The 25,391-nt window shown below is 73.9% G+C and carries 17 protein-coding genes and 1 tRNA gene; 8 read left to right on the forward strand and 10 right to left on the reverse strand.

What is annotated here, in order from left to right; genetic code table 11:
- Positions 1–77: 77 nt before the first annotated feature.
- Positions 78–1,496: an NAD(P)/FAD-dependent oxidoreductase gene (locus OHA65_RS18025; RefSeq protein ID WP_327284119.1), complete on the reverse strand. Its 1,419-nt coding sequence runs from the start codon at positions 1,494–1,496 to the stop codon at positions 78–80.
- Between the two features lie 342 nt (positions 1,497–1,838).
- Between OHA65_RS18025 and OHA65_RS18030 the strand changes: the two genes are divergently transcribed.
- Positions 1,839–2,612 carry a helix-turn-helix domain-containing protein gene (locus OHA65_RS18030; RefSeq protein ID WP_327284120.1) on the forward strand — a complete coding sequence of 258 codons (774 nt, stop codon included), beginning with the start codon at positions 1,839–1,841 and terminating at the stop codon, positions 2,610–2,612.
- A gap of 258 nt (positions 2,613–2,870) precedes the next feature.
- Positions 2,871–4,880, forward strand: a complete 2,010-nt coding sequence (locus OHA65_RS18035) for a sigma-70 family RNA polymerase sigma factor (protein WP_327284121.1) — start codon at positions 2,871–2,873, stop codon at positions 4,878–4,880.
- On the opposite strand, the gene OHA65_RS18040 is transcribed toward OHA65_RS18035, so the two are convergent.
- The gene (locus OHA65_RS18040; RefSeq protein WP_405762135.1) at positions 4,867–8,085 is read right to left on the reverse strand and encodes an ATP-binding protein; all 3,219 of its coding nucleotides are present in this window, start codon (positions 8,083–8,085) and stop codon (positions 4,867–4,869) included. The two genes, OHA65_RS18035 and OHA65_RS18040, sit on opposite strands and share 14 nt — an antisense overlap.
- A 145-nt stretch (positions 8,086–8,230) precedes the next feature.
- Complete coding sequence (locus OHA65_RS18045; protein WP_405762137.1) at positions 8,231–10,405, reverse strand: asparagine synthase-related protein; 2,175 nt, start codon at positions 10,403–10,405, stop codon at positions 8,231–8,233.
- Between the two features lie 672 nt (positions 10,406–11,077).
- On the opposite strand from OHA65_RS18045, the gene OHA65_RS18050 reads away from it, so the two are divergent.
- The 4 genes from OHA65_RS18050 to OHA65_RS18065 all read left to right on the forward strand — a co-directional run bounded on the left by OHA65_RS18050 (position 11,078) and on the right by OHA65_RS18065 (position 16,373).
- Entirely contained in the window at positions 11,078–12,682 is a 1,605-nt protein-coding gene (locus OHA65_RS18050; protein WP_327284124.1) for a sporulation protein, read from the forward strand.
- Between the two features lie 61 nt (positions 12,683–12,743).
- Positions 12,744–13,952 (forward strand): L-2-hydroxyglutarate oxidase, encoded by a 1,209-nt coding sequence (lhgO, locus tag OHA65_RS18055; RefSeq protein ID WP_327285704.1) that lies wholly within the window; start codon positions 12,744–12,746, stop codon positions 13,950–13,952.
- Positions 13,953–14,195: 243 nt separating this feature from the next.
- Entirely contained in the window at positions 14,196–15,008 is an 813-nt protein-coding gene (gene trmB, locus OHA65_RS18060; protein ID WP_371643986.1) for a tRNA (guanosine(46)-N7)-methyltransferase TrmB, read from the forward strand.
- A gap of 51 nt (positions 15,009–15,059) precedes the next feature.
- Entirely contained in the window at positions 15,060–16,373 is a 1,314-nt protein-coding gene (locus tag OHA65_RS18065) for a PrsW family intramembrane metalloprotease (protein WP_327284125.1), read from the forward strand.
- Here OHA65_RS18065 and OHA65_RS18070 read toward each other — a convergent pair.
- The 7 genes from OHA65_RS18070 to OHA65_RS18100 form a co-directional block, all read right to left on the reverse strand.
- Positions 16,282–17,310, reverse strand: a complete 1,029-nt coding sequence (locus OHA65_RS18070; RefSeq protein WP_327284127.1) for a M23 family metallopeptidase — start codon at positions 17,308–17,310, stop codon at positions 16,282–16,284. The two genes, OHA65_RS18065 and OHA65_RS18070, sit on opposite strands and share 92 nt — an antisense overlap.
- Positions 17,311–17,603: 293 nt before the next feature.
- Complete coding sequence (locus OHA65_RS18075; RefSeq protein WP_405763421.1) at positions 17,604–18,761, reverse strand: PP2C family protein-serine/threonine phosphatase; 1,158 nt, start codon at positions 18,759–18,761, stop codon at positions 17,604–17,606.
- A 175-nt stretch (positions 18,762–18,936) separates the two neighbouring features.
- Positions 18,937–19,010 (reverse strand) — tRNA-Met (locus OHA65_RS18080).
- 121 nt (positions 19,011–19,131) lie between these two features.
- Complete coding sequence (locus OHA65_RS18085) at positions 19,132–19,458, reverse strand: AzlD domain-containing protein (RefSeq protein ID WP_405762139.1); 327 nt, start codon at positions 19,456–19,458, stop codon at positions 19,132–19,134.
- Positions 19,458–20,153 (reverse strand): AzlC family ABC transporter permease, encoded by a 696-nt coding sequence (locus tag OHA65_RS18090; RefSeq protein ID WP_327284131.1) that lies wholly within the window; start codon positions 20,151–20,153, stop codon positions 19,458–19,460. The genes OHA65_RS18085 and OHA65_RS18090 overlap by 1 nt, the downstream gene beginning before the upstream one ends.
- 121 nt (positions 20,154–20,274) lie before the next feature.
- The gene (locus OHA65_RS18095; protein ID WP_405762141.1) at positions 20,275–20,892 is read right to left on the reverse strand and encodes a DinB family protein; all 618 of its coding nucleotides are present in this window, start codon (positions 20,890–20,892) and stop codon (positions 20,275–20,277) included.
- 383 nt (positions 20,893–21,275) lie between these two features.
- Positions 21,276–22,520, reverse strand: a complete 1,245-nt coding sequence (locus OHA65_RS18100) for an MFS transporter (RefSeq protein WP_328763143.1) — start codon at positions 22,518–22,520, stop codon at positions 21,276–21,278.
- Between the two features lie 235 nt (positions 22,521–22,755).
- Here OHA65_RS18100 and OHA65_RS18105 point away from each other — a divergent pair, with 235 nt between their 5' ends.
- Both OHA65_RS18105 and OHA65_RS18110 read left to right on the forward strand, forming a co-directional pair.
- Complete coding sequence (locus OHA65_RS18105) at positions 22,756–24,027, forward strand: ATP-grasp domain-containing protein (protein ID WP_328763144.1); 1,272 nt, start codon at positions 22,756–22,758, stop codon at positions 24,025–24,027.
- A complete protein-coding gene (locus OHA65_RS18110) occupies positions 24,024–25,304 on the forward strand; it encodes an ATP-grasp domain-containing protein (RefSeq protein WP_328763145.1) in 1,281 nt (426 codons plus the stop codon). The genes OHA65_RS18105 and OHA65_RS18110 overlap by 4 nt, the downstream gene beginning before the upstream one ends.
- Positions 25,305–25,391 lie beyond the last annotated feature (87 nt).

Here is a 25,391-nt window from a genome sequence, read left to right on the forward strand (position 1 = left end):
CACGGTGAATGTCACTGTGTGCAGGGGTGAGCCCACCTATGGTCACACGTCCAGTGTGGCCGACCGCACTGACAACGTCAGCCCTGGCTGTCCTTCGGGGGGTTGGGGGCGGGCGGGGGCGGGGGGTGCCTGTGGCCGTGTCCGGCGGCGAGTTCGAATTCTGCCCTGGGGTGTTCGAGGGAGCCGAGGGAGACGATCTCACGCTTGAAGAGGCCCGAGAGGGTCCATTCGGCAAGAACGCGCATTTTCCGATTGAAGGTGGGGATCCGGCTGAGGTGGTAGGAGCGGTGCATCAGCCAGGCGGGGTAGGCCTTGAGCTTGCGGCCGTAGATGTGGGCGACGCCCTTGTGGAGGCCGAGGGAGGCGACGGAGCCCGCGTATTTGTGGGCGTACTCGGTCAGGAGCTCGCCGCGCAGGGAGGCCAGCAGGTTGTCGGCGAGGACCTTGGCCTGGCGGACGGCGTGCTGCGCGTTGGGGGCGCATTCGCGGCCGGGCTCGTCGGCGGTGATGTCGGGGACGGCGGCGGCGTCGCCGGCGGCCCAGGCGTGTTCGACGCCGTCGACGGTGAGGAAGGCGGTGCAGGTGAGGCGGCCGCGTTCGTTGCGCGGGAGGTCGGAGGCGGCGAGGACCGGGTGCGGTTTGACGCCGGCGGTCCACACGACGGTGCGGGTGGGGAAGCGGGCGCCGTCGCTGAGGACGGCGACGCGGTTCTCGCAGGATTCGAGGCGGGTTTCCAGGCGGACGTCGATGCCCCGGCGGCGCAGTTCGCGGATCGTGTAGACGCCGAGTTCGGGGCCGACCTCGGGGAGGATGTGGTCGCTGGCCTCGACCAGCACCCACTTCATGTCCTCGGGTTTGACGTTGTGGTAGTACCGGGCCGCGTAGCGGGCCATGTCCTCCAGTTCGCCGAGGGCCTCGACGCCTGCGTAGCCGCCGCCGACGAAGACGAAGGTGAGGGCGGCGTCGCGGAGGGCGGGGTCGCGGGTGGAGGAGGCGATGTCCATCTGTTCGATGACGTGGTTGCGCAGGCCGATGGCCTCTTCCACGGTCTTGAACCCGATGGCGTAGTCGGCGAGTCCGGGGATGGGCAGGGCGCGGGAGACGGATCCGGGGGCGAGGACGAGTTCGTCGTACTCGATCTCCTGGGCGCCGGTGCCCTCGTCGGCGGTGGCGAGGGTGGTGACGGTCACGGTCCGCTTGGCGTGGTCGATGGTGCGTGCCTCGCCGATGACGATGCGGCATTTGCCGAGGACGCGGCGGAGCGGGACGACGACGTGGCGTGGGGAGATCGAGCCGGCGGCCGCCTCGGGGAGGAAGGGCTGGTACGTCATGTAGGGCTCGGGACTGACCACCGTGACCTCGGCTTCGCCGGCTCTGAGCTTTCGCTGGAGCCGGAGCGCCGTGTACATGCCGACGTAGCCCCCGCCGACGACGAGGATGCGCGTACGGGGCGGGGTACCGGGGTCCGTGCCCCGGGAGTTAGCAGCCTTCACCATCCCATGACGCAACGTGGCCGGGAGTTTGTCCACAGGCCTGACACATTGTGTGACTGGAGGGAGCGGGGGTACGGGCTTGCCGGATGGCTTGAGTGGGGGTGGAGTTCCGCAGGTCAGGAGGTGCGGAGGGGGTGATTCCGGGGGCTTGGATCGGAAAAGTGGGGACGAATGCTCCGATCGGGCGGTGGTCCGTCCGAGGCTGCCTCTTCTGAATTGACTCTGGCTCAACTATGTTCGTATCTCGTCGAGGAGTAAGACCGGGGCCCACCTGACCGTGGCCCACCTCGACACGAAGGCGGGGAGTGTCTCCGGGGGGAGACAAATGATTACCGGGGGATACATATGAACATTTCCGATTTCCATGGTTCTGCGACCGCTCTCTCGACCGAGAGCAACAGTCGCCTGATGACGGGCGCCACCACGCACGGCGTGGGCCGTTCCACGCCGCTGCGCGTCGACGCCCAGCGCAACCTGGAGCACGTGCTGCGCGCAGCGCGCGAGGTCTTCGGCGAGCTGGGCTACGGGGCTCCGATGGAGGACGTGGCGCGGCGCGCCCGTGTCGGCGTCGGCACCGTGTACCGGCGCTTCCCGAGCAAGGACGTCCTGGTCCGGCGCATAGCCGAGGAGGAGACCGCCCGGCTCACCGAGCAGGCCAAGGCCGCGCTGGGCCAGGAGGAGGAGCCGTGGCAGGCCCTGTCGCGGTTCCTGCGCACCTCCGTGGCCTCGGGCGCCGGGCGGCTGCTGCCGCCGCAGGTGCTGCGGGTCGGGTCGGCGGCCGAGGACGGCGACGACGAGGCGGAAGCGGCGCGGGTGCCGCACCAGCGTCAGGCCGGTGTGACCGGCGGCGCTCCCGAGCTGCGCGTCGTGGGCTCGCGGACTCCCGTCGAGGACGAGCCCTCCGAGGACGCCGGCGCGGGTGCGCTGCTCGAAGTGGTCGGCCAGCTGGTGGACCGCGCCCGGGAGGCGGGTGAGCTGCGTGGCGACGTCACGGTGGCCGATGTGCTGCTGGTGATAGCGACGGCCGCTCCGGCACTGCCCGACGCGGCGCAGCAGGCGGCGGCTTCGTCCCGGCTGCTCGACATCCTGCTCGAAGGACTGCGCTCCCGGACGGCCTGAGCCGACCGGGGAAACGGTCCTAGCGGAGGTTCCCGCAGGGGGCGCGCTCGGCTGCCCTTCCCCACCTGCCGGTCTGCCGGCCGGCTCGTCGAACGGTCCCCCGAACGACTGCTCGCCCGAAAGGGTGAGGATCGGTACGGGGTTTCACCGGGCGCTGCACGGACGAGTGGATGGTGTGGAGTGCGGCTCGGCGCGCGCCCCCCGTGTGACAGGCTTGAACGGTGTACCGGTTGAGTGTGTCGTGCGGGGGCTTCCGCGATGAGCGTTGACGGTCGGGAAGAGCCGCTCGGTGGTGCCGGAGGCGAGGTCGGGGCGGACAACCCGGTCACACGCCAGGTCCCGGCCCAGCGCGCGCCGCGGCGCGGGCGGCACGCGGCGCCGGGGTATCCGGGAGCAGAGCTGCCGCCGTCCGACGGGGACTTGATCGCCCGGATGCGCGGGGGCGACGACGGCGCCTACGAGGAGCTGTTCCTCCGGCACGCGGACTCGGTACGGCGCTACGCGCGGACCTGCTGTCGCGACGGGCACACGGCCGATGACCTGACCGCCGAGGTGTTCGCCCGGACGCTGCAGGCGGTACGGGGCGGGGCCGGGCCGGACCAGTCGGTGCGGGCGTATCTACTGACCACGGTGCGGCGGGTCGCGGCGGCGTGGGCGAAGACGTCCCGGCGCGAGCATCTCGTCGAGGACTTCGCCGTGTTCGCGGAGCAGGCGGCCTCGGGATCCGAGGGTGGTGGCGGGCTGTCCGGGCTGTCCGGGGGCGACACCCTCGAACTGGGCGCGGACGTCCGGGCGATGCGGGAAGCCGAGCAGTCGCTGGCCATGGAGGCTTTCCGGAGCCTGCCCGAGCGGTGGCAGGCCGTGCTGTGGCACACCACCGTCGAGGACGCCTCGCCGAGCGCGATCGCACCGCTGTTCGGGCTGAGCGCGAACGCGACCGCCGTGTTGGCCAGGCGGGCCCGGGAGGGGCTCAAGCAGGCCTATCTGCAGGCGCACGTGAGCTCGGCGCTGAGTGCGGGCGGGGACTGCTCTCGGTACGCGGACCGGTTGGGCGCGTACGCCCGCGGCGGGCTGCGGATGCGGGCGGAGCGGGGGCTGCGCAAGCACCTGGAGGAGTGCGCGAAGTGCCGGCTGGCCGCCGGGGAGCTCAAGGACGTCAATGCGGGGATTCCCGCGCTGCTGCCGGTCGCGGTCATCGGGTGGTTCGCCGCCGGGTACGCGGCGAAGGCGGCCGGGGTGGTGGCCGGCGGGGCCGTCGCCGCCGGGGGCGCTGGGGCTGCCGCCGCGGCCGCGGGCGCGGGCGGGTCGACCGCCGGGGCGGGGGCCGGGGCCGCTGGTGCCGGGGCCGCCGGTGGGACTGCGGGTGCGGGGGCCGGGGCGGGGGCTGCCGGGGGCGGTGCCGCGGGCGCCGGGTCCGGGGTCGGCGGTGCGGTGGTGTCCGAGGGGATCGGGCTGCCGGTCAAGGCCGCCATCGCCGCCGGGATCGCCGTCGCCGCGGCCGCAGGGGTGGTGTTCGCGCTGGCCGGGGACGATCCCGTGCCGGGGGTCCAGGCTCAGCCCGCGCCGAGCGCGGCGGCGCCCGTGGTGCCGCTGGTCCCGGCTCCGCGCACGCCGGCTCCGGTCGATGCACAGCCGCCGAGCGCGCAGGGCTCCGTACCGTCCGGGCCGGGAACTGCGGCTGCGCCTACCCCTGCGAAGCCGAAGGCCCCGGCTCCGGCCCCGCCCGGGTCCCCGGCGCCCGTGCCCTCGCCGACGCCGAGCCCGGTACCGAGCGGGAGCCCGGTCCGGCCGACCCCGAGCCCGACCCCGTCGCGGCCCGTGCCGAAGCCGCCGCAGGGGTTCAAGCTGGCGGGGCTCGAACACTCCGTGTTCGGCGACCACAGCGGTCCGGAACTGGAGACCTCGCGCAGCAGCTGGGTGTGGCAGCGGTGGGGGATGCGGATCGCGGACGGGCGGTTCGCGCAGGGAATCACCGTGAACTCCCGTTCCTCCGTGGAGATCACCCTCAACCGGCAGTGCACCGCGTTCTCGGCGCGGGCGGGCGTGGACGCCCTGTCGCTGTTCACGGACGGCACGGTGCGGTTCTCCGTGTATGCCGACGGGCAGCGGCTGTGGCGGTCGGGCGCGCTCGGGTTCGACGATCCGGCCGCCGCCGTGGACGTCCCCCTGGCCGGGCGCAAGACGCTGCGGCTGGTGGTGGAGCAGGCCGGCCAGGGCAGTCTGCCGACGTTGGCGAGCTGGGCCGACGCGGTGATCAGCTGCCGTTGACGACGGCGAGGAGCGCGACGACCTCGGCCGGGGACAGCTCCGCGCCCGCCGTCTCCTCCGCCCGGTGGCGGTCGGGGCCGAGCACGGCGCGGGTGCGGTCGGGCAGTGCGGCCACGGCGGCCTGCTCCGGGACCGAGCGCGGATGGCCCGCACGCCAGGCGGTGGCCGCGGCCAGGGCCCGTACGGCCTCCGCGTCGCGGCCGGCGTCGGCCAGCAGGACGGCGGCGGTGTCGGAGAGCGAGGCCAGGACGCGCTCGGCGCAGTGCGCGGCGACGGCCGCGGCCAGGGCCGGCCCCAGCGTGGCGAGGCCCGCTTCGGGCCCGTGTTCGTGGGCGGTGAGGATGGCGTCGACGTTGTCGAGCCCGGCGGTGAGCTGCGGGGGCGCATTGATCTTTCCGCAGGCGGCACGGGCGAGTTCGGCCTCGGTACGGGCCCGCCCGAGGTCGCCGCGGACGAGGGCGAGGAGCGCCGTGAGCATCCCGCCGTAGGCCCGGGCGTCGTACACCCCGCCGTGGCGGTCGACTTCGTTGGCGGCCTCGGCCAGGAGCTGCTCGGCGCCGGTGAAGTCCCCTGAGCAGAAGGCGGACTCGGCGATCCGGGCGATGGCGAAGGGCACCTCGATGTGGGCCCCGACTTCGCGGGCGAGGCGCAGGCAGTCCTCGTACTCGGCGCGGGCCCAGTCGTACCGGCCGCGGGAGAGCGCGACCTCGCCGGCGGCGCTGGCGACCTGGGCACGCAGCCAGCGGTCTCCGACGCGGCGGGCGATCTCGTGCAGTTCGTTGAGGTCGGCGTTGACGGAGGGCAGGCCTCCGGTGAAGTCGATGGCCACGTGGGTGCGCAGCAGGAGGGTGATGCCCAGTTCCCAGTCACCGCCGTGCCGACGGCAGTTGTCGACCGTCTCGTCGAGCCCTTCGAGGACGGAGCGGGTGTCGCCGGTCAGGAAGGTGGTCATCGGCCAGAGCATGCCCGGGAAGCGGGCGGTCTCGGGGGCGGCGCCCCGGAAGATCTGCTGGATGCCGTCGGCGAGGGCGATGTTCTGCGGGGTGCGGAACTCTTCGGGCGAGTGGCCTTCGGCGAGCAGCAGGACGTGCAGCATCTGCGTACGCATGAAGCGCCAGTACGCGGGGGTGCCTTCGGGCGGCTTCGAGGGGCTGCGCTCCATGATCCGGGCGGTCCATTCCACCCCCTCGGCGCGGTAGTTGCGCAGCCACCAGAACCAGCCGAGGGCGAGGACGAGCCGCTCGGCGGTTTCGGTGGGGCCGCTCCGGGTGGTGTGGAGGAGCGCGGCGCGGAGGTTGTCGAATTCGGTCTCGATGCGCCGGATCCAGGGGAGCTGGGCGGCGCTGCGCAGGAGCGGCTCGGCCTCCTCGGCGAGGGCCAGGAAGTGTGCGGCGTGGCGGTGGGCGGCGGCGGCCCGGTCGGCTTCCTGCGCGGCCGCGCGTTCGGCGGCGTACTCGTGGATGGTCTCCAGCATGCGGTAGCGCATGCCGGCGCCGTCCGGCCCGGGGGCGGCGACGACGAGGGACTTGTCGACGAGGGAGCCGAGGATGTCGGCGACGTCCTCGGCCGCTCCGCCGGTGCAGACGGCTTCGGCGGCCGGGAGGTCACAGCCGCCGGCGAAGACGGAGAGGCGGCGCAGCACCGTGCGTTCCCGGTCGTCGAGCAGGTCCCAGGACCAGTCGACGACGGCGCGCAGGGTCTGCTGGCGGGGCAGTACGGTCCGGGCGCCGCTGGTCAGGAGCCGGAATCGGTCGTCGAGCCGGTCGGCGATCTGGCGGGGGCCGAGGAGGCGCAGCCGGGCCGCGGCGAGCTCGATGGCGAGCGGCAGCCCGTCGAGGCGGGCGCAGATCTCGACGACGGCGGCCGGGTCTTCGGCGGGGGTGAAACCGGGGCGGACGGCGGCGGCGCGGTCGGCGAAGAGGCGGTGTGCGGGGTCGGGCGGCAGGGGGTCGACGGGGCGGACCGTTTCGCCGGGTACGCCGAGGGGTTCGCGGCTGGTGGCCAGGATGCGGACGCCGGGGCAGTGGGTGAGGAGGTGCTCGGCGAGTACGGCGGCGGCGCCGATGACGTGCTCGCAGTTGTCGAGGACGAGGAGCAGACGGCGGTTCGCGCAGTGCTCGACGAGCTGGGCGGCGGGGTCGTCGGCGGGGGTCTTCTCGCGGGCCACGAGGGTGTTCTCGCGCAGGCCGAGCGCGCTGAGGACGGCGCCCGGGACGGCGGCGGGGTGGTCGAGGCGGGCGAGCTCGACGAGCCAGGCCGGTTCGGGGTGGGCGGCGGCCGCGTGCTCGGCGAGTCGGGTCTTACCGGAACCACCGGGGCCGATGAGGGTGACGAGGCGGAAGCGGTCCAGGTCGCCGTGGAGGGCCGCGAGCTCGGGCTCGCGGCCGACGAAGGAGGTCAGGCGGGGGCGGAGGTTGCCGGCGGGCGGGGTCGGGGGCTCGGGTTCCGCGGGCGGCTCGGGCGCGGGGCGGAGCAGTTCCGCGTGCAGGGCGGCGAGCTCGGGCCCGGGGTCGGCGCCGAGGGCGTCGGCGAGGGCGCGGCGGGTGCGTTCGTACGCGGCGAGGGCGTCGGCGGTGCGGCCGGCCGAGCGGAGGGCGCGCAGCTGCTGGGCGCGCAGCGGCTCGTCGTACGGGTGCTCCCGGATCAGCGCCTCGATCTCCGGGAGGAGGGACGCCGGGTCGGCGCAGCCGCTGCGGAGCTCGGCGTCGATCCGGTCGCGGAGGGCGGCGCCGCGGCGCGCGTCGGAGGCGGAGGCGTGTGCGGTGCGGGCGGGCTCGGGCAGGTCCGCGAGGGCGGGGCCGCGCCACAGGGCGAGGGCGGTGCGGAGGGTTCCGGCGGCGGTGGCGGGGTCGTCGGCCAGCTGCCCGGCGCCTTGGCGGGCCAGCCGGGTGAATCGGTGGAGGTCGACGTCGTCCCGGTCGGCGACGGCGAGGCGGTAGCCGCCGGCGGGATCGGCGGGGACGGTGTCCCGGCCGCCCAGGGCCCGCCGGAGCCGTCCGACGAGGGCCTGGAGGGCGCCGGGGGCGTCCTGGGGCGGGTCGTCGCCCCAGACCTCGTCGACGAGATCGGCGACGGGTACGGGGGCCGGACCTCCGGCCCGGAGCGCGAGGGCGGTCAGGAGCGCGCGCAGGCGGGCGCCGCCGATGGTGAGGGGGGCGCCGGTCTCGTCACGGGCCTCGGTGATGCCAAGGATGAGATACCGCACCGTGCAATTCTGCCCTTGCCCCGGCCGGGCGTGGGTGGGTGGGTGGGTGGGTGCGGCGCCGTTGTGCGGGGGCGCTGCCCCCGAGCCCCCGCGCCTCAAACGCCGGCGGGGCTGGATCTACCGGGCGGCGGGTGGGGGGAGCGGGTTAGGAGAGGGCCGGGCGGCGGGTGGGGACGCCTTGGGGGACTGCTCGGCGGCGGGGGGTGGAGGTGCCCGTCCAGCAGGTGCCGCGGCGGGCGAGGAGGCGGCCGAGCCACAGTTCCATCGAGACGAGTTCCGCGAGGCCGTCCAGCGGGATCGGGTGGCCCTCCGCCGCGTCCAGCAGGGCCTGTTGGACCACCCGGGCCTCGATCAGGCCGGCGTCGGCCAACAAGGGGGCGGTGAACAGGGCCAGGAGGGAGGTGAGCGCCGTGCGCAGGCCGACGCGGGTGGCCGTCTCGTTCGGGGTGTGGGCGGGGGCGCCCCAGCCGGGCGGGAGTTCGCGTACGCCCGCCGAGGACAGCACCGTGCGCAGGATCGCGGCCCGCGCGCCCGGCTGGACCCGCAGGGATTCCGGGAGGGCCCGGGCGGCGCGTACGACCTGGTTGTCGAGGAACGGGGCGTGCAGCCGCTGGCTACGGACCTCCACGGCCTGTTCGAAGACCCGGTGGTCCGCCGCGTGGCGGGTCAGCGCTGCGCGGGCCCGGGCCTCGCCGGGGCGCAGCGAGAGCGGGGGGCGGCCCGCGGCGGTCCCGAGGCGGATCGATACTTCCGCCAGGGCTTCGCCGGTCAGCCAGGCCGCCGCCGGTCCGGGGCGGGACCAGGTCAGGGCGGCCAGTGAGGCGTCGACCGGGTTCGAGGCGCCGCCCGCGACGGCCCCTTCGCGCAGTCGGGCCGCCGCGGCCTCCATGCCCGCGCGGTACGGGGTACGGGCGAGCCGGCGGGCGGCGGAGTAGACGGAGAACGGGACCAGGAGGGACAGGGCGGAGTCGCCCGGGGCGGAGCGGGCCAGGGCGGCGACCGGGCGCAGCAGGTGGCGTCGGCGGCGGTCCATCAGGAGGTCGGCGAGGCGGGCCGGGTGCGCGTCGAGGACCTGACGGGCGCCGTGGCCAACGAAGTGGTCCGCCGAGCCGGCCGCCAGCCGGCGCCGCTCGCGGGCGGCGGTGACCAGGGAGGGGCCGGGTTCGTCGGTGAGGGGTCCGTCGAGTTCCGCGTACGGGAGGGCTTCCTCGGCGGCGGCGACGACCACGTGGTGCAGGCGGGGGTTGGCAGCGATGGCGCGGGCGCGTTCGAGTTCGGCTTCGCGGCCGTGGGGGGTGGCCAGGTCGTTGAAGGTGACGGCGAGGAGGCGTTCGCCTGTGCGGTTGACGATCGTGCCGGGTGCGCCGGGGAGGCCGGCGGCGAGCAGTGCGAGGGTCGCGGAGGCGCTGCCTCCGGAGAGGTCGGCGCCGACGCCGGGTGCGGGCGCGGGCGCGCCCCGGGCCGCGCGCCGGTCGGCGGGGCCCATTCCTGGCACCGGGCCGGGGTCGTGGGGCAGCGTGTCGGGGGCATGCCGCGGCGCCGTGAGCCGGGCGCGCACCGCATTCACCAACGCTTCGCGTACGCCCTCCACCGCGCGCTCGGGATCGGCCGCGGGGGCCGCCACCGCGAGGGAGGCCACCGGTTCGTACCCGGTGATCTCGCGGGAGCCCTCGCGCAGGATCAGCGCGTGCCCGGGCGGGATGCGCCGTACGCCGACGTACGGTGTGCCGTCGCCCAGTGCTTCCGGGCTGTCGGGGCAGGCGAGCAGGGCGGCGAGGTGGCCGATGTCGAGCTGTGCCTCGATGAGGTCGGCGAGGGGCAGTGCGGCGGTGGCGTACGCGGTCCCGCCGGCCCAGGGGGTGTAGAAGACGGGCCGCGCGCCCGCGAGGTCGCCGACGACGGTGATCCTGCGGCCGGTCTGGACGACGGCGGTGTAGCTGCCGGACCACTGGGTGAGGTGGCGCAGGGCTCCGCCGCGGGCTGCGAGGAGGGCGCTGCGCAGTTCGGCGTCGGTTGCGCCGCAGCAGCCGAGGACGGCGAGCCGGGTGAAGGCGTCGGCGGGGTCGGCGGCGAGGGTGCGGATCTCGTCGGGGCGCCAGTCGCCGACGGCCCAGAGGGGGTCGGGGTCTCCCCAGAGCAGTTGGGCGCCGACCGGCACGACGGTGCGTTCGGCGTCCTGGGCTGCCGGGTCGTCCGGGTGGTCGGCGTCCGCGATGCCGCCGCTCAGGGGCCCGTCGGCGCCGGATCCGCCCTGGCCGTGGACGCGGCCGGCCGTGCCGAAGCTCGCGGCGATACTGCTCCACCCCACCAACCAGCGCACCGCCGCCTCCCCAGCCCGTGGGCAATTGACCGGGGCACGAACGGTGTGGTCAGCGCGAAGGGCGCGGCCGCCGGGGCCCCGGGTGGCTCGGGGTCCATGCTGCCACGAGACAGGCGCACGGGAGTGTCCAAGGAGGGCGCACGTGCAAACGAACACGCCTCGGTCACGCGGTATTTGGCGTTCCGTTCCCACCGCCCCATAGGTCGGTTTCGGCCATTCTTCGGCCGTACTGAGGCCGTACTGAAGCCGTACTGAGTGCCGTCGCGCGCCCTGGGGCGCCCGACCGCGGCGGCCCGCGGGCGCGGCCCGAGGGGCGGGACCCGCCCCCCGAACCGTTCCGCCACCCGCGGGGATTGGGGCGGCGGCATCCCCCGGCCCGCCGGATCCACGCAGCGGGCCGACCCACGCACGGCACATCGAATCGCCGGGCCCGCTGACCGGCCAGAGCGCACGGGCGGGCGCACGGCCACACGCACGGAGCACGAAAGGGGGCGTGCGCCTGCGGCGCGGGCCCCTGCCCGACTGTGCGGGCGGACAACAATCCCGCCATACGGAAGTCGGGGCCTTAACGCTTGGGAGGCGGGGAACTACGCTGGGTTTACGAAATGCCGGGCAACTATGCCTCGGCGGCGTATGCGTTGTGTGCGTTCCGCGTGTGACGAGGGGTGGCGCATGTCCAGGGAGCTCCGCGAGCCCAACGAGAAGCTCGGCGCCGTCCTCGCCCTCGCCGGCATCAGCAACGCCGGACTGGCCCGGCGCGTCAACGACCTCGGCGCACAGCGCGGCCTGACGCTTCGCTACGACAAGACCTCGGTGGCCCGGTGGGTGTCGAAGGGGATGGTGCCGCAGGGCGCGGCCCCGCATCTGATCGCCGCCGCGATCGGCACGAAGCTGGGGCGGCCGGTACCGCTGCACGAGATCGGGCTGGCGGACGCGGACCCGGCGCCCGAGGTCGGCCTGGCCTTCCCGCGGGACGTGGGCGAGGCGGTGCGCTCGGCCACCGATCTGTACCGGCTCGACCTCGCCGGCCGCAGGGGCGGTGGCGGGATCTGGCAGTCGCTCGCGGGCTCCTTCGCCGTGTCCGCGTATGCCACGCCCGCCTCGCGCTGGCTGATATCTCCGGCGGACGGTTCGGTGGCGCGCGAGCCCGCCGCGTCCCGCGAGACCGTGGCGTCGCGCGAGCCGGTGGCGGACACGGCGTCGCCCGCGGCCCCGGCGCAGGGTCCGACGGCGTCGCCGGCTTCGTCGTCGTCAACGGGTCTGCCCGCGCAGTCTTCGGGCGAAACGCCGCACGCTCCGCACGCCCCGCCCGCGCCCGCGTTGCCGGCCGCCGTCATGGGACTGCACGACCCGTCGCCGCAGCGCGTGGGCCACAGCGATGTGACCAAGCTGCGCGAGGCGGCCGAGGACGCGCGCCGCTGGGACTCCAAGTACGGCGGCGGGGACTGGCGTTCGTCGATGGTGCCGGAATGCCTGCGCGTCGACGCGGCGCCGCTGCTGCTCGGCTCGTACAGCGACGAGGTGGGCCGCGCACTGTTCGGGGCGACCGCCGAACTGACCCGGCTGGCCGGCTGGATGGCCTTCGACACCGGCCAGCAGGAGGCGGCCCAGCGCTACTACATCCAGGCGTTGAGGCTGGCCCGCGCCGCCGCGGACGTACCGCTCGGCGGTTACGTGTTGGCGTCCATGTCGCTGCAGGCGACGTACCGGGACTTCCCGGACGAGGGCGTGGACCTCGCGCAGGCCGCCGTGGAGCGCAACCGTGGCCTGGCCACCGCGCGCACCATGAGCTTCTTCCGGCTCGTCGAGGCGCGGGCGCACGCGAAGGCGGGCGATTCGGCGGCGGCCGGGGCGGCGCTGCGGGCGGCGGAGGGCTGGCTGGAGCGGGCGCGGGCGGGCGATCCGGATCCGACCTGGCTGGGTTTCTACTCGTACGACCGCTTCGCGGCGGATGCGGCGGAATGCTACCGGGACCTCAAACTCCCCCGGCAGGTGCGGCGCTTCACCGAGCAGGCGCTGTCGCGGCCGACGGAGGAGTACGTGCGCTCGCACGGGCTGCGGCTGGTGGTGAGCGCGGTCGCCGAGCTGGAGTCGGGCAATCTGGATGCGGCGTGCGCGGCCGGCACCCGGGCGGTGGAGGTCGCGGGCCGGATCTCCTCGGCGCGGACGACCGAGTACGTACGGGACCTGCTGCACCGGCTCGAACCGTACGGGGACGAGCCGCGCGTGGCGGAGCTGCGCGAGCGGGCACGGCCGCTGTTGGTGGCCCCCGCGTAGCCCCTTTGTCAGTGGCGGGGTGCAGTATGCAGGGGTGGGAGGTGGCAGCTTGGGCGGCGGCATGGGCAGTGTGGGCAGGGTGGACTGCGATGTGCTGGTGATCGGTGGTGGCATCGTCGGCCTGTCGACGGCGCATGCCCTGGCGCAGCTGGCCCCGGGGACGCGGGTGGTGGTGCTGGAGAAGGAGTCCGGCCCTGCCCGCCACCAGACGGGCCGCAACAGCGGGGTGATCCACAGCGGGATCTACTACCGGCCGGGGTCGCTCAAGGCGCGCTTCGCGGTGCGCGGAGCCGCCGAAATGGTGAAGTTCTGCGCCGAGCACGGGATCGACCACGAGGTCACCGGGAAACTGATCGTCGCCACCGGGCGGGACGAGCTGCCCCGGCTGCACGCGCTGGTGCAGCGGGGCCGGGAGAACGGCATCCCGGTGCGCGAGCTCGGCCCCGCGCAGATCTCGGAGTACGAGCCGGAGGTGCGCGGCCTGGCCGCGATCCACGTCGGAACCACCGGGATCGTGGACTACGGGCAGGTGGCGCGGCAGCTCGCGGAGTCCTCGGGGGCAGAGATCGTCTACGGCGGGGCGGTAGACCTGATCTCGCGGCGGGCGAGCGGGGTCGCGGTGCGGACGACCGCGGGGCTCGTGGTGCGGGCGCGGGTGCTGGTGAACTGCGCGGGCCTGCAGTGCGACCGGATCGCGCGGCTGGCCGGGGACGACCCGGGCATGCGGATCGTGCCGTTCCGCGGGGAGTACTACGACCTGGCGCGGCCCTCACTGGTCCGGGGGCTGGTCTACCCGGTCCCCGATCCGGCGTTCCCCTTCCTCGGCGTACACCTCACGCGGGGCATCGGCGGCGGCGTCCACGTCGGGCCCAACGCGGTGCCGGCGCTGGCCCGCGAGGGATACGGCTGGGGCGTGGTCCGGCCGCGGGACGTCGCGGACGAGCTGGCCTGGCCGGGGTCCTGGCGGATGGCCCGGCGGCACTGGCGGTACGGGGCGGGCGAGATCCACCGGTCCCTGTCCAAGCAGGCCTTCACGGAGGCGGTGCGCAGGCTGCTGCCGGGGGTTTCGTCCACGGACCTGACCCCGGCGGGCTCCGGGGTCCGGGCGCAGGCCGTCCTGCGGGACGGGACGCTGGTGGACGACTTCCTGATCAAGGAGGGGGCGCGGGCGGTGCACGTACTGAACGCGCCGTCGCCCGCGGCCACTGCTTCGCTGCCGATCGGTCGCGAGATCGCGCGCCGCGCCCTGACGACCCTCCGCGCGTCGTAGTCCCGGGCCCCTGCCGCACCGGGTTCCGCCGGGCGGGGGCGGCCGGGCGCGGTGCGGGCGGGCGCGGTGCGGGCCGTGTCCCCTGCCCACCCTTCCGCCGTTCCCAGGGGCTCCGCCCCTGCCCCCCCCGCCTCGATCGGCGGCGGGGCTGGACGGGCCCCGGAAGCACGGTGGGGCTGGAGGCGCGGGCTACGGGTTCGGCTGGGGTGGGGGTGGCGGGGTGCGGCGTAGAATCCGGGGATTGTGTCTGAGTCCCTTAACCCCCAGCCCAGCGTCCCGGAAGCCGTGCCGGAGGCGAACTCCTACGTGCCCCCGAAGTGGCGGACCGAGCCCCGTTTCCCCGACGGGCCCTCCCCCGATCCGGCCGGCTCGCACCACGAGCGGCGGATCCGGAGCTTCCAGCCGCGGCGCAGCCGGGTGACCACCGGGCAGGGCGAAGCCCTGAAGCGGCTCTGGGGGACCTGGGGGCTCGACATCGACGGGAACTCCGTCATCGATCTCGACCGGATGTTCGACGGACTGCCCGTCGTCCTGGAGATCGGCTTCGGGATGGGTGAGGCCACCGCGCAGATGGCCGCCGCCGACCCCGCGACCGGGATCCTCGCCGTCGACGTGCACACCCCCGGCCAGGGGAACCTGCTCGCGCTCGCCGAGCGCGGCGGGATGACCAACGTGCGCGTCGCCAACGGCGACGCCATCATCCTGCTGCGCGAGATGCTGCCGCCGGCCTCCCTCGCCGGGCTCCGCGTGTACTTCCCGGACCCGTGGCCCAAGGCTCGCCACCACAAGCGGCGGCTGATCCAGCCCGAGTTCCTCGACCTGGCCGCGACCCGCCTGGCTCCCGGTGCCGTACTGCACTGCGCGACCGACTGGGAGCCATACGCCGAGCAGATGCTCGAAGTGCTCACCGCCCACCCGGAGTTCGAGAACACCCTGGCGGACGGCGGCTACGCGCCGCGGCCGGACTTCCGGCCGCTGACCCGTTTCGAGGGCCAGGGTCTCGACAAGGGACACGTCGTACACGACCTGTTGTTCGCCCGCCGCCCGAACGAGTAGACAACCACTTTCCTCACTCCGCGTGTCAGAGCGGCTCGCTAGAGTCATCGTGTGTCCCGAGCGCTCCCTGGTGTCCGTGCGTGCGTGCTCGCCGTGCTGTCGCTGTCGGGGCTGGCGATCCTCGAACTCGTGCGGGAGCAGACGGGTACCGCGGGGTTCTTCGTCGGCCTCGGGCTGGCCGTGCTGCCGGTGCCGCCGCTCATGGCGGCCTTCCGGTGGCTCGGCCGGGCCGCGCCCCGGCCGTGGGCGCAGTTGCTGTTCTGCTTCGGCTGGGGCGCCTGCACCGCGGCCCTGATCTCGATACTGGCCAACAACTTCGCCACCGAGTGGATAACGGCGGCCACCGCCGACGCCTCGGCGGCCGACCGCCTCGGTTCGGTGGCGATCGCCCCGGTGGTCGAAGAGAGCGCCAAGGCCGCGGCGCTGCTGCTGGTGTTCGTGTTCCGAAGACGCCAGTTCACCGGTCCCGCGGACGGGTTCGTGGTGGCCGGGTTCACCGCGACCGGCTTCGCGTGCACCGAGAACGTCCTCTATCTCGGCAACGCCTTCGGCGAGGACGTGCAGAGCGGTGCCGCGGCGCTGGACTCGGTGACGGCAGCGACGTTCTTCGTGCGGATCGTGGTGTCGCCGTTCGCGCATCCGCTGTTCACGGTGCTCACCGGGCTCGGTTTCGGTGCGGCCGCACTCGGCGCGGGCCGGTTGCGCCGGGTGGGGCTTCCGCTGCTCGGACTGCTGGCCGCGATGGGCTTGCACGCGCTGTGGAACAGTTCCTCGCGGTTCGGGGAGTACGGCTTCTACGTGGTCTACGGCTGCGTGATGGTCCCGGTGTTCGGGCTGCTGCTGGGGCTGGCCGTGCTGATAAGGAGGCGCCGGCTGCGGGCCGTCGCCGGGGAGCTGGCGGTGTACGCGGCCGCGGGCTGGTTGCGGCCGGCGGAGGTGGCGGCGCTGGTGTCGATGCCGGCCCGTTCCCTGGCCCGCGCCCTGGCCCGGAGCACCGGCGGCCGGGCGGCGGGCCGGGCGGTCGCCCTGTACGAGGCGGACGCGGCCGCCCTGGCCCTGCTGCGGCACCGGGCCAAGCACAGCGGCCCGGCGGGAGAGCCTGATTTCGCCTGCCGGGAGCGGGAGCTGCTGCGCCGGATGTGGCTGCGCAAGGCGACGGCGGGGCCGGCCCTGGCCCGGGCCGCGGTCCTGGAGGAGCTCCTTCCGCCGCGGCCGGCCCCCTGGGGACCGCGCGAACCGCTGGAACCCCTGGAGCTGGTGTCCGTACCGCCCGCTAGACGCTCAGGCCCTTGGACTCAAGCCACGCCAGCGGGTCCGATGTCGAGCCGCCGATGCGTACTTCCAGGTGGAGATGGGGTCCGGTGACGTTGCCGGTGGCGCCGACGCGGCCGATGGTGTCGCCGGCGCCGACCGAGCCGGAGGTCACCGACATCGAGGACAGGTGGCAGTACCAGATCTCCGTGCCGTCTTCGAGCTCCAGCACGATCCGGTAGCCGTACGCGCCGGACCAGCCGGCCGAGGCGATCTTCCCGGCGGCGACGGCCTTGACGGGGGTGCCGGTCGGGGCGGCGAAGTCGAGCCCGGTGTGGTGGCCGGAGGACCACATGGAACCGGCGTCGCCGTAGTGCGAGGTGAGGGTGTAGGCGGAGGTGGGCAGGGAGTAGGAGCCGGCCGGCTTGGCGGTCCGCTCCTGCTCGGCCTTGGCGTCGGCGGCCGCCTGAACCTCCTTGGCCTGCTTCTCGGCGGCCAGGCGGGCGTCGTCGGCCTCCTTTTGGGCGGCCTCCCGTTTGGCTTTGGCCTCCGCGGCGGCGGCCTCCTGCGCGGCGCGCTCGGCCTGCGCCCGGGTCTGGGCCTCGGCGGCGGTCTCCTGGGACTCGGCCTGCTGGAGGATGCGGCCGACCAGGGTGGCGCCCGCGTCGGCAGGCCGCCCCGCCTGCTGCGCGATGATGCCCGCCGATTCGCCGGAGGCCCCGGCACCCGCGGCGGAGTGACCGGCCTGCGCGTGCCCCCCGCCGCCGACGCCGAAGTCGGGCAAGTCGGGCAGGTCAGGCAACGAGGGCATGGAGATGGCGACTTGGGGCCGGTCCTGGGCGGTGGCGATGCCACCCGCACCGACGGCCGCGATGACGCCGACACCGAGCACGGTGGAGCTGCGGGCAAGTCCCCCGCGCTGCTTGACGACCCGGTGCTTGCCGCGGGGCGGGCGGGCCGAGTCTTCGGTGGGGTTCCACTCGCCCCAGGCGCCCGCGGTGGGTGCTTCTTGGAGCTCTATGCCTTCGGGGGCAGGCGAGTTGGAGGCCACCGGGCCACACTCCTCAGGGGGACGCGCACGCGCACGGCGCCGTCTCTTGCGACGGCTTGGACGACCGCGCTGCGTTATCGAACGGTAATAGACGGAGGGGAGTGATTCCAAGCTGTTGCGATTGATCGTTAACGGCAATCAGCCACCCTCTGCGCAGCCTTGGCCATCACTAATGCCACATTAACGGATCAACCCGGGCAAAAATAAAGCAAGATCCACATCTCTCCAGCCACGCCCACCTCTTGACGTGGCGTCATAAACCTTGCAGAGCGCACCAGTTCGCTTACGCACGGTTACGTGGCGACCACCGGTACGGTCCGCCGTCGCTGCGGCTCGCCCGCGCCCGGCCGGCCCACCGCGAGCAGTGCCATGTCGTCCGTCGCCCCGCCGCCCGTGTGTCGGCGCACATCGCTGCTGAGTGCACCGAGCAGCTCGCCGGGCCCGGGGAAGACCCGGCCGCTCAGCCGCACCGCCGGATCGTAGAAGGCCCCCGCCGCATCGCGGGCCTCGGTCAGCCCGTCCGTGAACAGGAGCAGGGTGGCGCCGGCCGGGAAGGCCCACTCCTCGACGCGGTCCGCCCACGCCCCGGAGAGCTCCCCCATCCCGAGCGGCAGCGCGGGCTCCGCCGGGGCGAGGACCGCCAGGCGCCCGTCGGCGTGCAGCAGCAGCGGCTCGGGGTGGCCACGGTTGACCAGGCGCAATACCCCCGCGCCCGTCAAGATCTCGCCGAGCACGCAGGTCGTGAAGCCCTCCACCGAGTCCAGGCTGTCGCGGCGGGTGCCCTCGCGGGTCAGCGCCCGCTCCAGCCGCTGCGCCACGCCCTCCAGCGTCGGCTCCGTCTCGGCCGCCTCCCGGAAGGCCCCGAGGACCACCGCCACGGCCTCCACCGCCTCCAGCCCCTTGCCCCGTACGTCCCCCACCGCCAATCGCACTCCGTACGGGGTCTCCTGTACGGCGTACAGGTCCCCGCCGATGAAGGCGTCGGCCTGTGCGGCCTCGTACCGGGCGCAGACGTGCAGCCCGGCGATGCGCTCGGCGGGCGTCGGCAGCACGGCGCGCTGGGCGGCCTCCGCGATCCCGCGCGCCGAGGCGAGCCGCTCGCCGCTGCGCCGTACGACCCGGTTGATCAGGACCGCGAGCCCGGAGACGGTCATCACGGTCACCAACTCGGTCAGCGCCTCGACCTTCCAGACGGTGCCGTTCAGGACGTGCAGCAGGAGCACGGCGAGGGAGGCCAGCACACCGGTGACGACCGTGCCCCGCAACGAGGACACCGGGGCGGCGACCAGCGGTGCCGCCGAGAAGAAGGGGGATCCGGTGTAGCTGGGCGGGGTCATCAGGTCGAAGGCCAGGCCGACCGCGATCAGCCCGGCCGGGAGCAACCGGACCACCGTGCGGGCCGTACCGCTGACGGTGTCCTGCGCGTACTCGTCGCCGCCCTGCCGCCCCAGCCGCGCCACGCTGCTCTCCTGCCGGTCCCTCACGCGGGTGCGGGCCGCCCCGCATCGCCCCTCAAGGCTGGCGGCAGTGGCGACCTACGGCGACCCGGCCCGGGCTAATCGGGTGAGGGCGCGGTGGGGAACGACGAAGGCCCGGTTCCCAAGGGAACCGGGCCTTCGTACTGAGTAGCGGGGACAGGATTTGAACCTGCGACCTCTGGGTTATGAGCCCAGCGAGCTACCGAGCTGCTCCACCCCGCGTCGGTAAACACAACTCTACGTCATCAAGGGGAGGGCTTGCGCCAATTAACCTTCCCGCCACCTCCAGGGCGGACGTTTCCGCAGGTCAGGGGCGTACAGAACGGTGGTAAGACGGTCGGCATCAGCCCATGAGCAGGCGGAGCAGGGCCAGGGAACCGATACCGAAGGCGATCGTCAGGTAGAAGTTCCGCGTGCGCCAGGCCAGCAGCAGGGTCGGCACGGCCAGCCAGAGGCAGTAGTTGCCGGGGCCGAGGTCCAGCGTGCCGGCCGGTGCGAACAGCGACGGGGTGAGTAGGGCGGCGATCACCGCGGGCGGCACCTGCCGCAGCCAGACCACGACGGGCCGTGGCAGGGCGGCCGCCGCGAGGAAGAGGGTGGGCACCAGGCGGGGGCCGAACGTGACGGCCGCCATGCCTGCGATGGTCAGGGCGAGGGTGAGGTGGCTCATCAGCCCGTTGCTCCTTGCGCGTCGCGGGGGTCCGGGCCGTCGGCCGCGACGTCCGTGGGGTCCTCACGGGGCGCGATGGCCAGACCGAAGGTGGCCGCGACGGCCGCCGCCACCAGGACGGCCCAGTACTGGAGGCCGAGCAGGGTCAGGCCCACCGCCCCGCCGCCCGCGACGACGGCGACGACGAGCCCGCGCCGGTCGGCGATGATCCCGGCGGCCAGCAGGGCCATGAACATGGCGGGCAGGGCGTAGTCGAGGCCCAGCGCCTGCACGTCCGTGACCAGGTCCCCGGCCAGCACGCCCAGGAGCGTGCCCGCCACCCAGGAGGCGTGCACGGCGGTGTTGAAGGTGAAGACCTCGGCCTTGGGGCGCTCCGCGCGGTCCGCGTACTGGGCGGAGTGGACGGCGAAGGCCTCGTCGGTGAGTTCGTACGCGAAGAGCGCCTGCTCGCGGCGGCGCCATCCGGCGAGCCGCGGCGCGATCGCGGCGGACAGCAGCAGATGGCGCAGGTTGACCACGAAGGTGGTCAGGACGATGGCGTACGGGGCGGCGCCGACGGCCAGCAGCTGCAGGGCCGCGAACTGCGAGGAACCGCCGTACACGAAGGCCGACATGGCGACCATCGCCCACCACGGCAGGCCGGCGGTGTGGCCCAACACGCCGAAGGCGAAGGCGACCGGCACGTAGCCGAGCATCACGGGGACGGCCTGCCCGAAGCCCGCCGCCCAGGCGGGCCGGGTTCCCCGGGCGGGGGCGGCCGGGGCCGGGACGGGGGCGGCCGGTCGGACGCCGGGCGGGTGAACCGACGCGCACGGCCTAGCGCAGGCCCAGCGATGTGTACGTGGCGTCGAGCTCGGCGACGTCGAGGCCGGCGGCCTCGCGGACGAGGCGGATGGCCCGGTAGATCTGGTTGATGTGCGCGATGTCGTGGCCGATGACCTTGCGGATCATGACCTCCATCGTTTCGCCGCCCTGCTCGCCGTGGCGGCCGGTGCGCTGCCGGTCTTCGGGCGTGAGCGCGGCGAGGAGCGCGACGTTGGAGGCGCGCAGGCCGGTCCAGGCGTCGAGCATCTGGCGGAAGGGGAGCCGGGGCAGCGGGGCCCACAGCTGCTCGTCGTAGCCGGGGTAGACGGGGTTGTCCTCGGTGGCCACCAGGCGCCAGCGGAAGCCGTAGACGATGTCGACGTCGAAGAGGTGGCCGACGATGAAGGCGGCGGGCCACTCGCCCGGCTCGGGGACGGTCTCGGCGAGGTCGGTCGGCAGGTCGGCGAAGAGCTGCGCGGCCCAGACGGGGGTCTTGGCGAGGACGTCGAACGCGTCGCGGTCGCCCGCGACTTCGAGGAGGGCGGCCACGTACGCGGCGGGGTCCTCGGTGGCGGAGGGGATGTCGATGCGGTGGACGCTGGCGCTGGCCTGTGCGGTGCTGGTGGTCATGTGGGTTGCCTTTCGGGGCTGGAATGCGGGTCGCGGTTGCGGTGGGCGGGGTCGGGGTCGCTGCGCGCGGGCTTCTCGGGGGCTCCGCCCCCGTACCCCCGCGCCTCAAACGCCGGCGGGGCTGAAAGTGCCTGGGCGTCCGCCGGGGGTGGACTGCCTTGGTGACCGTCAGGGGGGGGCAGAGGCTCGGTGGCGCCGGGGTCGGAAGTGCCTCGGCCGCGGCGGGGGTGGGAGTGCCTTGGTGACCGCCAGGGGGGAAGGGGCTCGGCCGCGGCGGGGGTGGGAGTGCCTCGGCCGCGGCGGGGGACGTGGCTCGGTGGCGGCGGGGTGGGAAGAGGCTCGGTGGCGGCTTTCGGGGCTCGGCACCGGGTGCGGGGGGAGGGTCAGGTGGCTGACACGGGTTCGGGGGTTTCGGTGGGCTGCGGAGTGTTCGCCTCCCCGCGGTTGCCGGGGTTGGCGCCCAGGATCAGCAGGGCGCCGAGGCCGGCGACGGCCGCGCAGGCCGTCCAGTGCAGCGACGGCGAGATGCTGTAGAGGAGGCCGCCGACGGCCGGTCCGAGGGCGCCGCCGAGGGTGTGGGCGATGCCCTCGGCCCCCTGGTAGCGGCCGCGCAGGTGGGCCGGTGAGAACTCGGCCGGGTACGCGTTGGCGATCGGGGTGTAGACCGTCTCGGCGACCGTCCACACCACCACGGTCAGGGCGAGCAGCCAGACCGCCTGCGCCGCTCCCGTGAGGGCCATGCCGATGCCCAGCAGGGCCAGCCCGGCGGCGATCACCCGGCGCGGGTTGCGGCGCTCGGTGTGCTTGGTGAGCGGGAGTTCGATGACCACGCAGAGCAGGGCGTTGAGGCCGAGCAGCAGGCCGTAGACCTTGTTGCCGAAGCCCGCGTCGGTCACGTGCAGCGGCAGGGTCGCGGTGGACTGGCCGTAGACGAAGGTCGCGGCGACCATCGAGCCGAGGAAGAGCAGGTACGGGCGGTCGGAGAGCACCTCGCGGTAGCCGCCCTTGCCCTTGGTGGCCCCGGCTGCGGCACCGGCCTGCGTGTCGGGGAGACCGCCGGGCAGCGTGCACAGGGCGAGCACGCCGAAGGCGAAGGAGAACAGCGCGTCGCCGAGGAAGACGTACGTGTACGAGGCCCCGCTGAGCAGGCCGCCGACGAGGGGGCCGACCGCCATGCCGACGTTGATGGCGAGGCGCAGCACGGCGAAGGCGGTCACGCGCTGCTCCTCGGGGACCACGTCGACGAGCAGTGCGCCGGCCGCGGGCCGGTACAGCTGGGCGAAGACGCCGACGAGGCCGACGAGCGCGGTGGTGGCGATCAGTCCGTGGGTCAGCGGGACGAGGGCGGTGGCGGCGCTGCTGCCGAACATGGAGACGGCGATGGCGGTGCGCCGGCCGAAGCGGTCGGCGACCGTGCCGCCGACGGCGTTTCCGATGAACGCGCCGACTCCGACCACGCCGAGGGCCACACCGGCCTGGAATGCGGAGAATCCCTGGGCGACCAGGAAGAGCACGAGGAATACGTTCAGGAAATTGCCGAATTTGATGAGGAACATTCCGGAGAAGATCACCCAGGCGCTTCTGGGCAGGTCTTGCAGTCGTCGGCGCAAGGGGTCCTCGCCGGCCATGGGGGGCTCCTTCTCGATCGGGGGGTGCAGCGTGGATGAGGTGGCGTCCACCATGAAACCCGCCGGTCAAGGCCCTGCCCAGAGCTGAGGGCTGGCACAAAGGAGGCTGGCACATTCCTGCCCGGCCCCCATTTCAAGATCGCTGCCGGGCGGTTGCTGCGTCATTCGTGCCGGGCATGGTTGTGCCAGCCCGAATCCATTTTCCGGGCCGGAATTCTGCTGCAGAGTTCTGGCCATGACCGAACACAACCTTCTCGTCGTCGGCGGACGGATACAGACGCTGCGCAAGGCGGCTGCCCTCGGAATCCGCTTCGTGCTGATCCAGCACAAGGACCAGTTCGTGCCCGAGGCCGCCCGGCTCGCCGAGGCCGTCCTCATCGCCGACTACACCGACTGGGACGTCACCCGTCCGCTGGTGGAGGCCGCGCAGCAGGCGTACGGCTTCACACGGGTGGCCTCGATCACCGAGCCGGGCCTGGTCCCGGCCGGCCGGATCAGCGACCACCTGGGGCTCGGCAACACCTCCGAGGAAGTCGCCGAGCTGCTGCGCGACAAGCACGCGATGCGCCGCCACCTGGCCGCGTCCCCCTCCGCTGAGGTGCGGGCCCTGTCGGTGGCGGCCGCCGAGGTCGACGGCGCCGAGGCACTGACCGCGTTCGGCGCCGAGCACGGCTACCCGTTCGTGCTCAAGCCGACCGACGCCACCGCGAGCCTGGGCGTCGTACGGATCGACGGGCCGGAGCAGGCCGCCGAGGCCTGGGCCGGGGTGGAGGCCCTGCGGGCCCGCACCGACCTCCAGTGGGGTTCGTTCTTCACCATCGGCCGGTTCATCGCCGAGCAGTACATCTCCGGCCCCGAATACAGCGTCGAGAGCTTCTCGTTCGCCGGGCGGCACATCGTCCTGGCGGTGACCGAGAAGCTCACCGGCGGCGGGTTCATCGAGCTCGGGCACGCCCTGCCGGCCCGCCTCGACCCGGCGGACGAGCGGAGCATCGAGGAGGCCGTCGCCCGCTTCCTGGATGCGATGGGCCTGACCGACGGAGCCGCGCACACCGAGCTGCGGCTGTCCCCGACGGGCCCGCAGATCATCGAGAGCCACAACCGGATGGGCGGCGACCGGATCTTCGACCTGCTGGACTCCGCCTACGGCATCGACCTCGAAGAGTGGATCGTGGCCTGGCAGTTCGGGCTGGTCCCGGCGCTCACCGAGCGCCCCGTCCCCCGCCACGCGGCGGCGACCCGCTTCCTGTCCGCCGAGCCGGGCACGGTCGTGGAGGTCCAGGGCGCGGACGAGGCCCGGGCGCTCGCCGACGTCATCGACGTGGAGACCACCGTGCGGCCCGGCGACAGCGTCGGGGAGCTGCGCGGCAACTGGGACCGGGTCGGTCAGGTCCTGGTCACCGGCTCGGACACCGAGGCCGCCGTCGCGACCGCGGAGCGGCTCACCGAGAAGGTCACCGTCGTCACCACCACCCCCTCCGTCTCCCATGGAAAGACCGCGTCATGAAGATCCTGCTGATCATGCGGAACACGTACGCGTGGCACCGCGAGCACATCGAGACCCTGGAGCGGATGGGTCTGGAGATCCACCTGGCGACCCGGGTCGCACAGGCCTCGGACGACGGCCGGTTCGCGAACGTCGTGCCCATCCCGCAGGAGCTGGAGGGCACGGAGCTCGCCGAGTTCTGCGCCGCCGCGGCCCGCCGGCTCGGCATCACCTCGGCGATCACCTTCTACGACAGCGACATCGCCGTCACCTCCACCGTCAACCGGCTGCTCGGGCACGCCTGGCCGCGCCCCGAGGCCGACCTGATCTCCCGCGACAAGCAGCTCCAGCGGTCCTTCCTGGAGCGGCACGGGCTGCCGGGACCGAGGTTCGCGGGCGTCGACGGCGTCGAGTCCGGGCTGGCCGCCGCGGAGGCGTTCGCGTACCCGTTCATCGTCAAGCCGAGCGCGCTGGCCGCCAGCATCGGCGTCAGCCTGGTCCGCGACCGCGCCGAGCTGGAGCGGGCGCTGACGGACGTCGCCCGCCTCGCCGAGGAGTGGGGCGGCTACTTCCCGAGCGACGGTCCCGAGATCGCGCTGCTGGAGGAGTTCCTGCCGGGCAAGGAGGTCACCCTCGACGGGGTGGTCCTGGACGGGGCGTTCCACCTGGTGGGCGTCACCAACAAGATGCAGATGCCCGGCCCGTACTTCGAGGAGGACTTCTACACCCTCCCTTTCCGCACGCCGGAGGAGGAGCCGGAGCTGGTCGCGGTCGCCGAGGGGATCGTGGCGGGCCTGGGCGTGCGGCACTGTCTGTTCAACGCCGAGTTCCGGCAGGACTCCGAGGGCCGCTACCGGGTCGTGGAGTTCGCCACCCGGATGAGCGGCGGCCAGAACTACCGCAACCTGCGCGAGGTCCACGGCATCGACGCGGTCCGGCTCTACGCCAAGGCCGTGCTCGCCGGGGACGACGCGGCGGCCCTCGCCACGCTGCTGGACCGCGAGGTGCTGCGGGCCGCGGCCCCGCGCGCCGCCACCTGCATCAAGTTCGCGTACCGGACGGGGACCCTCGTCCGCAACAACCCCGGCGACGCCACGCACTCCCCGCACTTCCGCTCGTACATCCCCGCCTCGAAGCCGGGCGACCGGCTGCGGCGCGCCCCCGAGGGCTGGTACGAGATCGCCGGCTCGCTCGCAGTGGCCGCGCCCTACCGCAGCGCCGCCGACATCGACCGGGTGGAGCGGATCGCCGCCGACCTCGACGAGCGGCTCGACGTGGTCGTCGTACCGGCAGCCTGACCGGCCGCGCCCCGACCGCGGCGATGTTTCACGTGAAACATCGCCTGCCGCCGGGCACTTCACCCGACTCCCCTTCACTCCACCGAC

The sequence above is a fragment of the Streptomyces sp. NBC_00045 genome, from assembly GCF_045041095.1.
Taxonomy (GTDB): Bacteria; Actinomycetota; Actinomycetes; order Streptomycetales; family Streptomycetaceae; genus Streptomyces.

What these genes read in the sequence shown, in the direction of transcription:
- OHA65_RS18085 (WP_405762139.1), bottom strand. Translation starts at nt 19,458, where the DNA reads ATGAGCCACCTCACCCTCGCCCTGACCATCGCAGGCATGGCGGCCGTC.
- OHA65_RS18090 (WP_327284131.1), bottom strand. Translation starts at nt 20,153, where the DNA reads ATGCTCGGCTACGTGCCGGTCGCCTTCGCCTTCGGCGTGTTGGGCCAC.
- OHA65_RS18110 (WP_328763145.1), top strand. Translation starts at nt 24,024, where the DNA reads ATGAAGATCCTGCTGATCATGCGGAACACGTACGCGTGGCACCGCGAG.
- OHA65_RS18100 (WP_328763143.1), bottom strand. Translation starts at nt 22,520, where the DNA reads ATGGCCGGCGAGGACCCCTTGCGCCGACGACTGCAAGACCTGCCCAGA.
- OHA65_RS18050 (WP_327284124.1), top strand. Translation starts at nt 11,078, where the DNA reads ATGTCCAGGGAGCTCCGCGAGCCCAACGAGAAGCTCGGCGCCGTCCTC.
- OHA65_RS18035 (WP_327284121.1), top strand. Translation starts at nt 2,871, where the DNA reads ATGAGCGTTGACGGTCGGGAAGAGCCGCTCGGTGGTGCCGGAGGCGAG.
- OHA65_RS18105 (WP_328763144.1), top strand. Translation starts at nt 22,756, where the DNA reads ATGACCGAACACAACCTTCTCGTCGTCGGCGGACGGATACAGACGCTG.
- OHA65_RS18025 (WP_327284119.1), bottom strand. Translation starts at nt 1,496, where the DNA reads ATGGTGAAGGCTGCTAACTCCCGGGGCACGGACCCCGGTACCCCGCCC.
- OHA65_RS18030 (WP_327284120.1), top strand. Translation starts at nt 1,839, where the DNA reads ATGAACATTTCCGATTTCCATGGTTCTGCGACCGCTCTCTCGACCGAG.
- lhgO (WP_327285704.1), top strand. Translation starts at nt 12,744, where the DNA reads ATGGGCAGTGTGGGCAGGGTGGACTGCGATGTGCTGGTGATCGGTGGT.
- OHA65_RS18095 (WP_405762141.1), bottom strand. Translation starts at nt 20,892, where the DNA reads ATGACCACCAGCACCGCACAGGCCAGCGCCAGCGTCCACCGCATCGAC.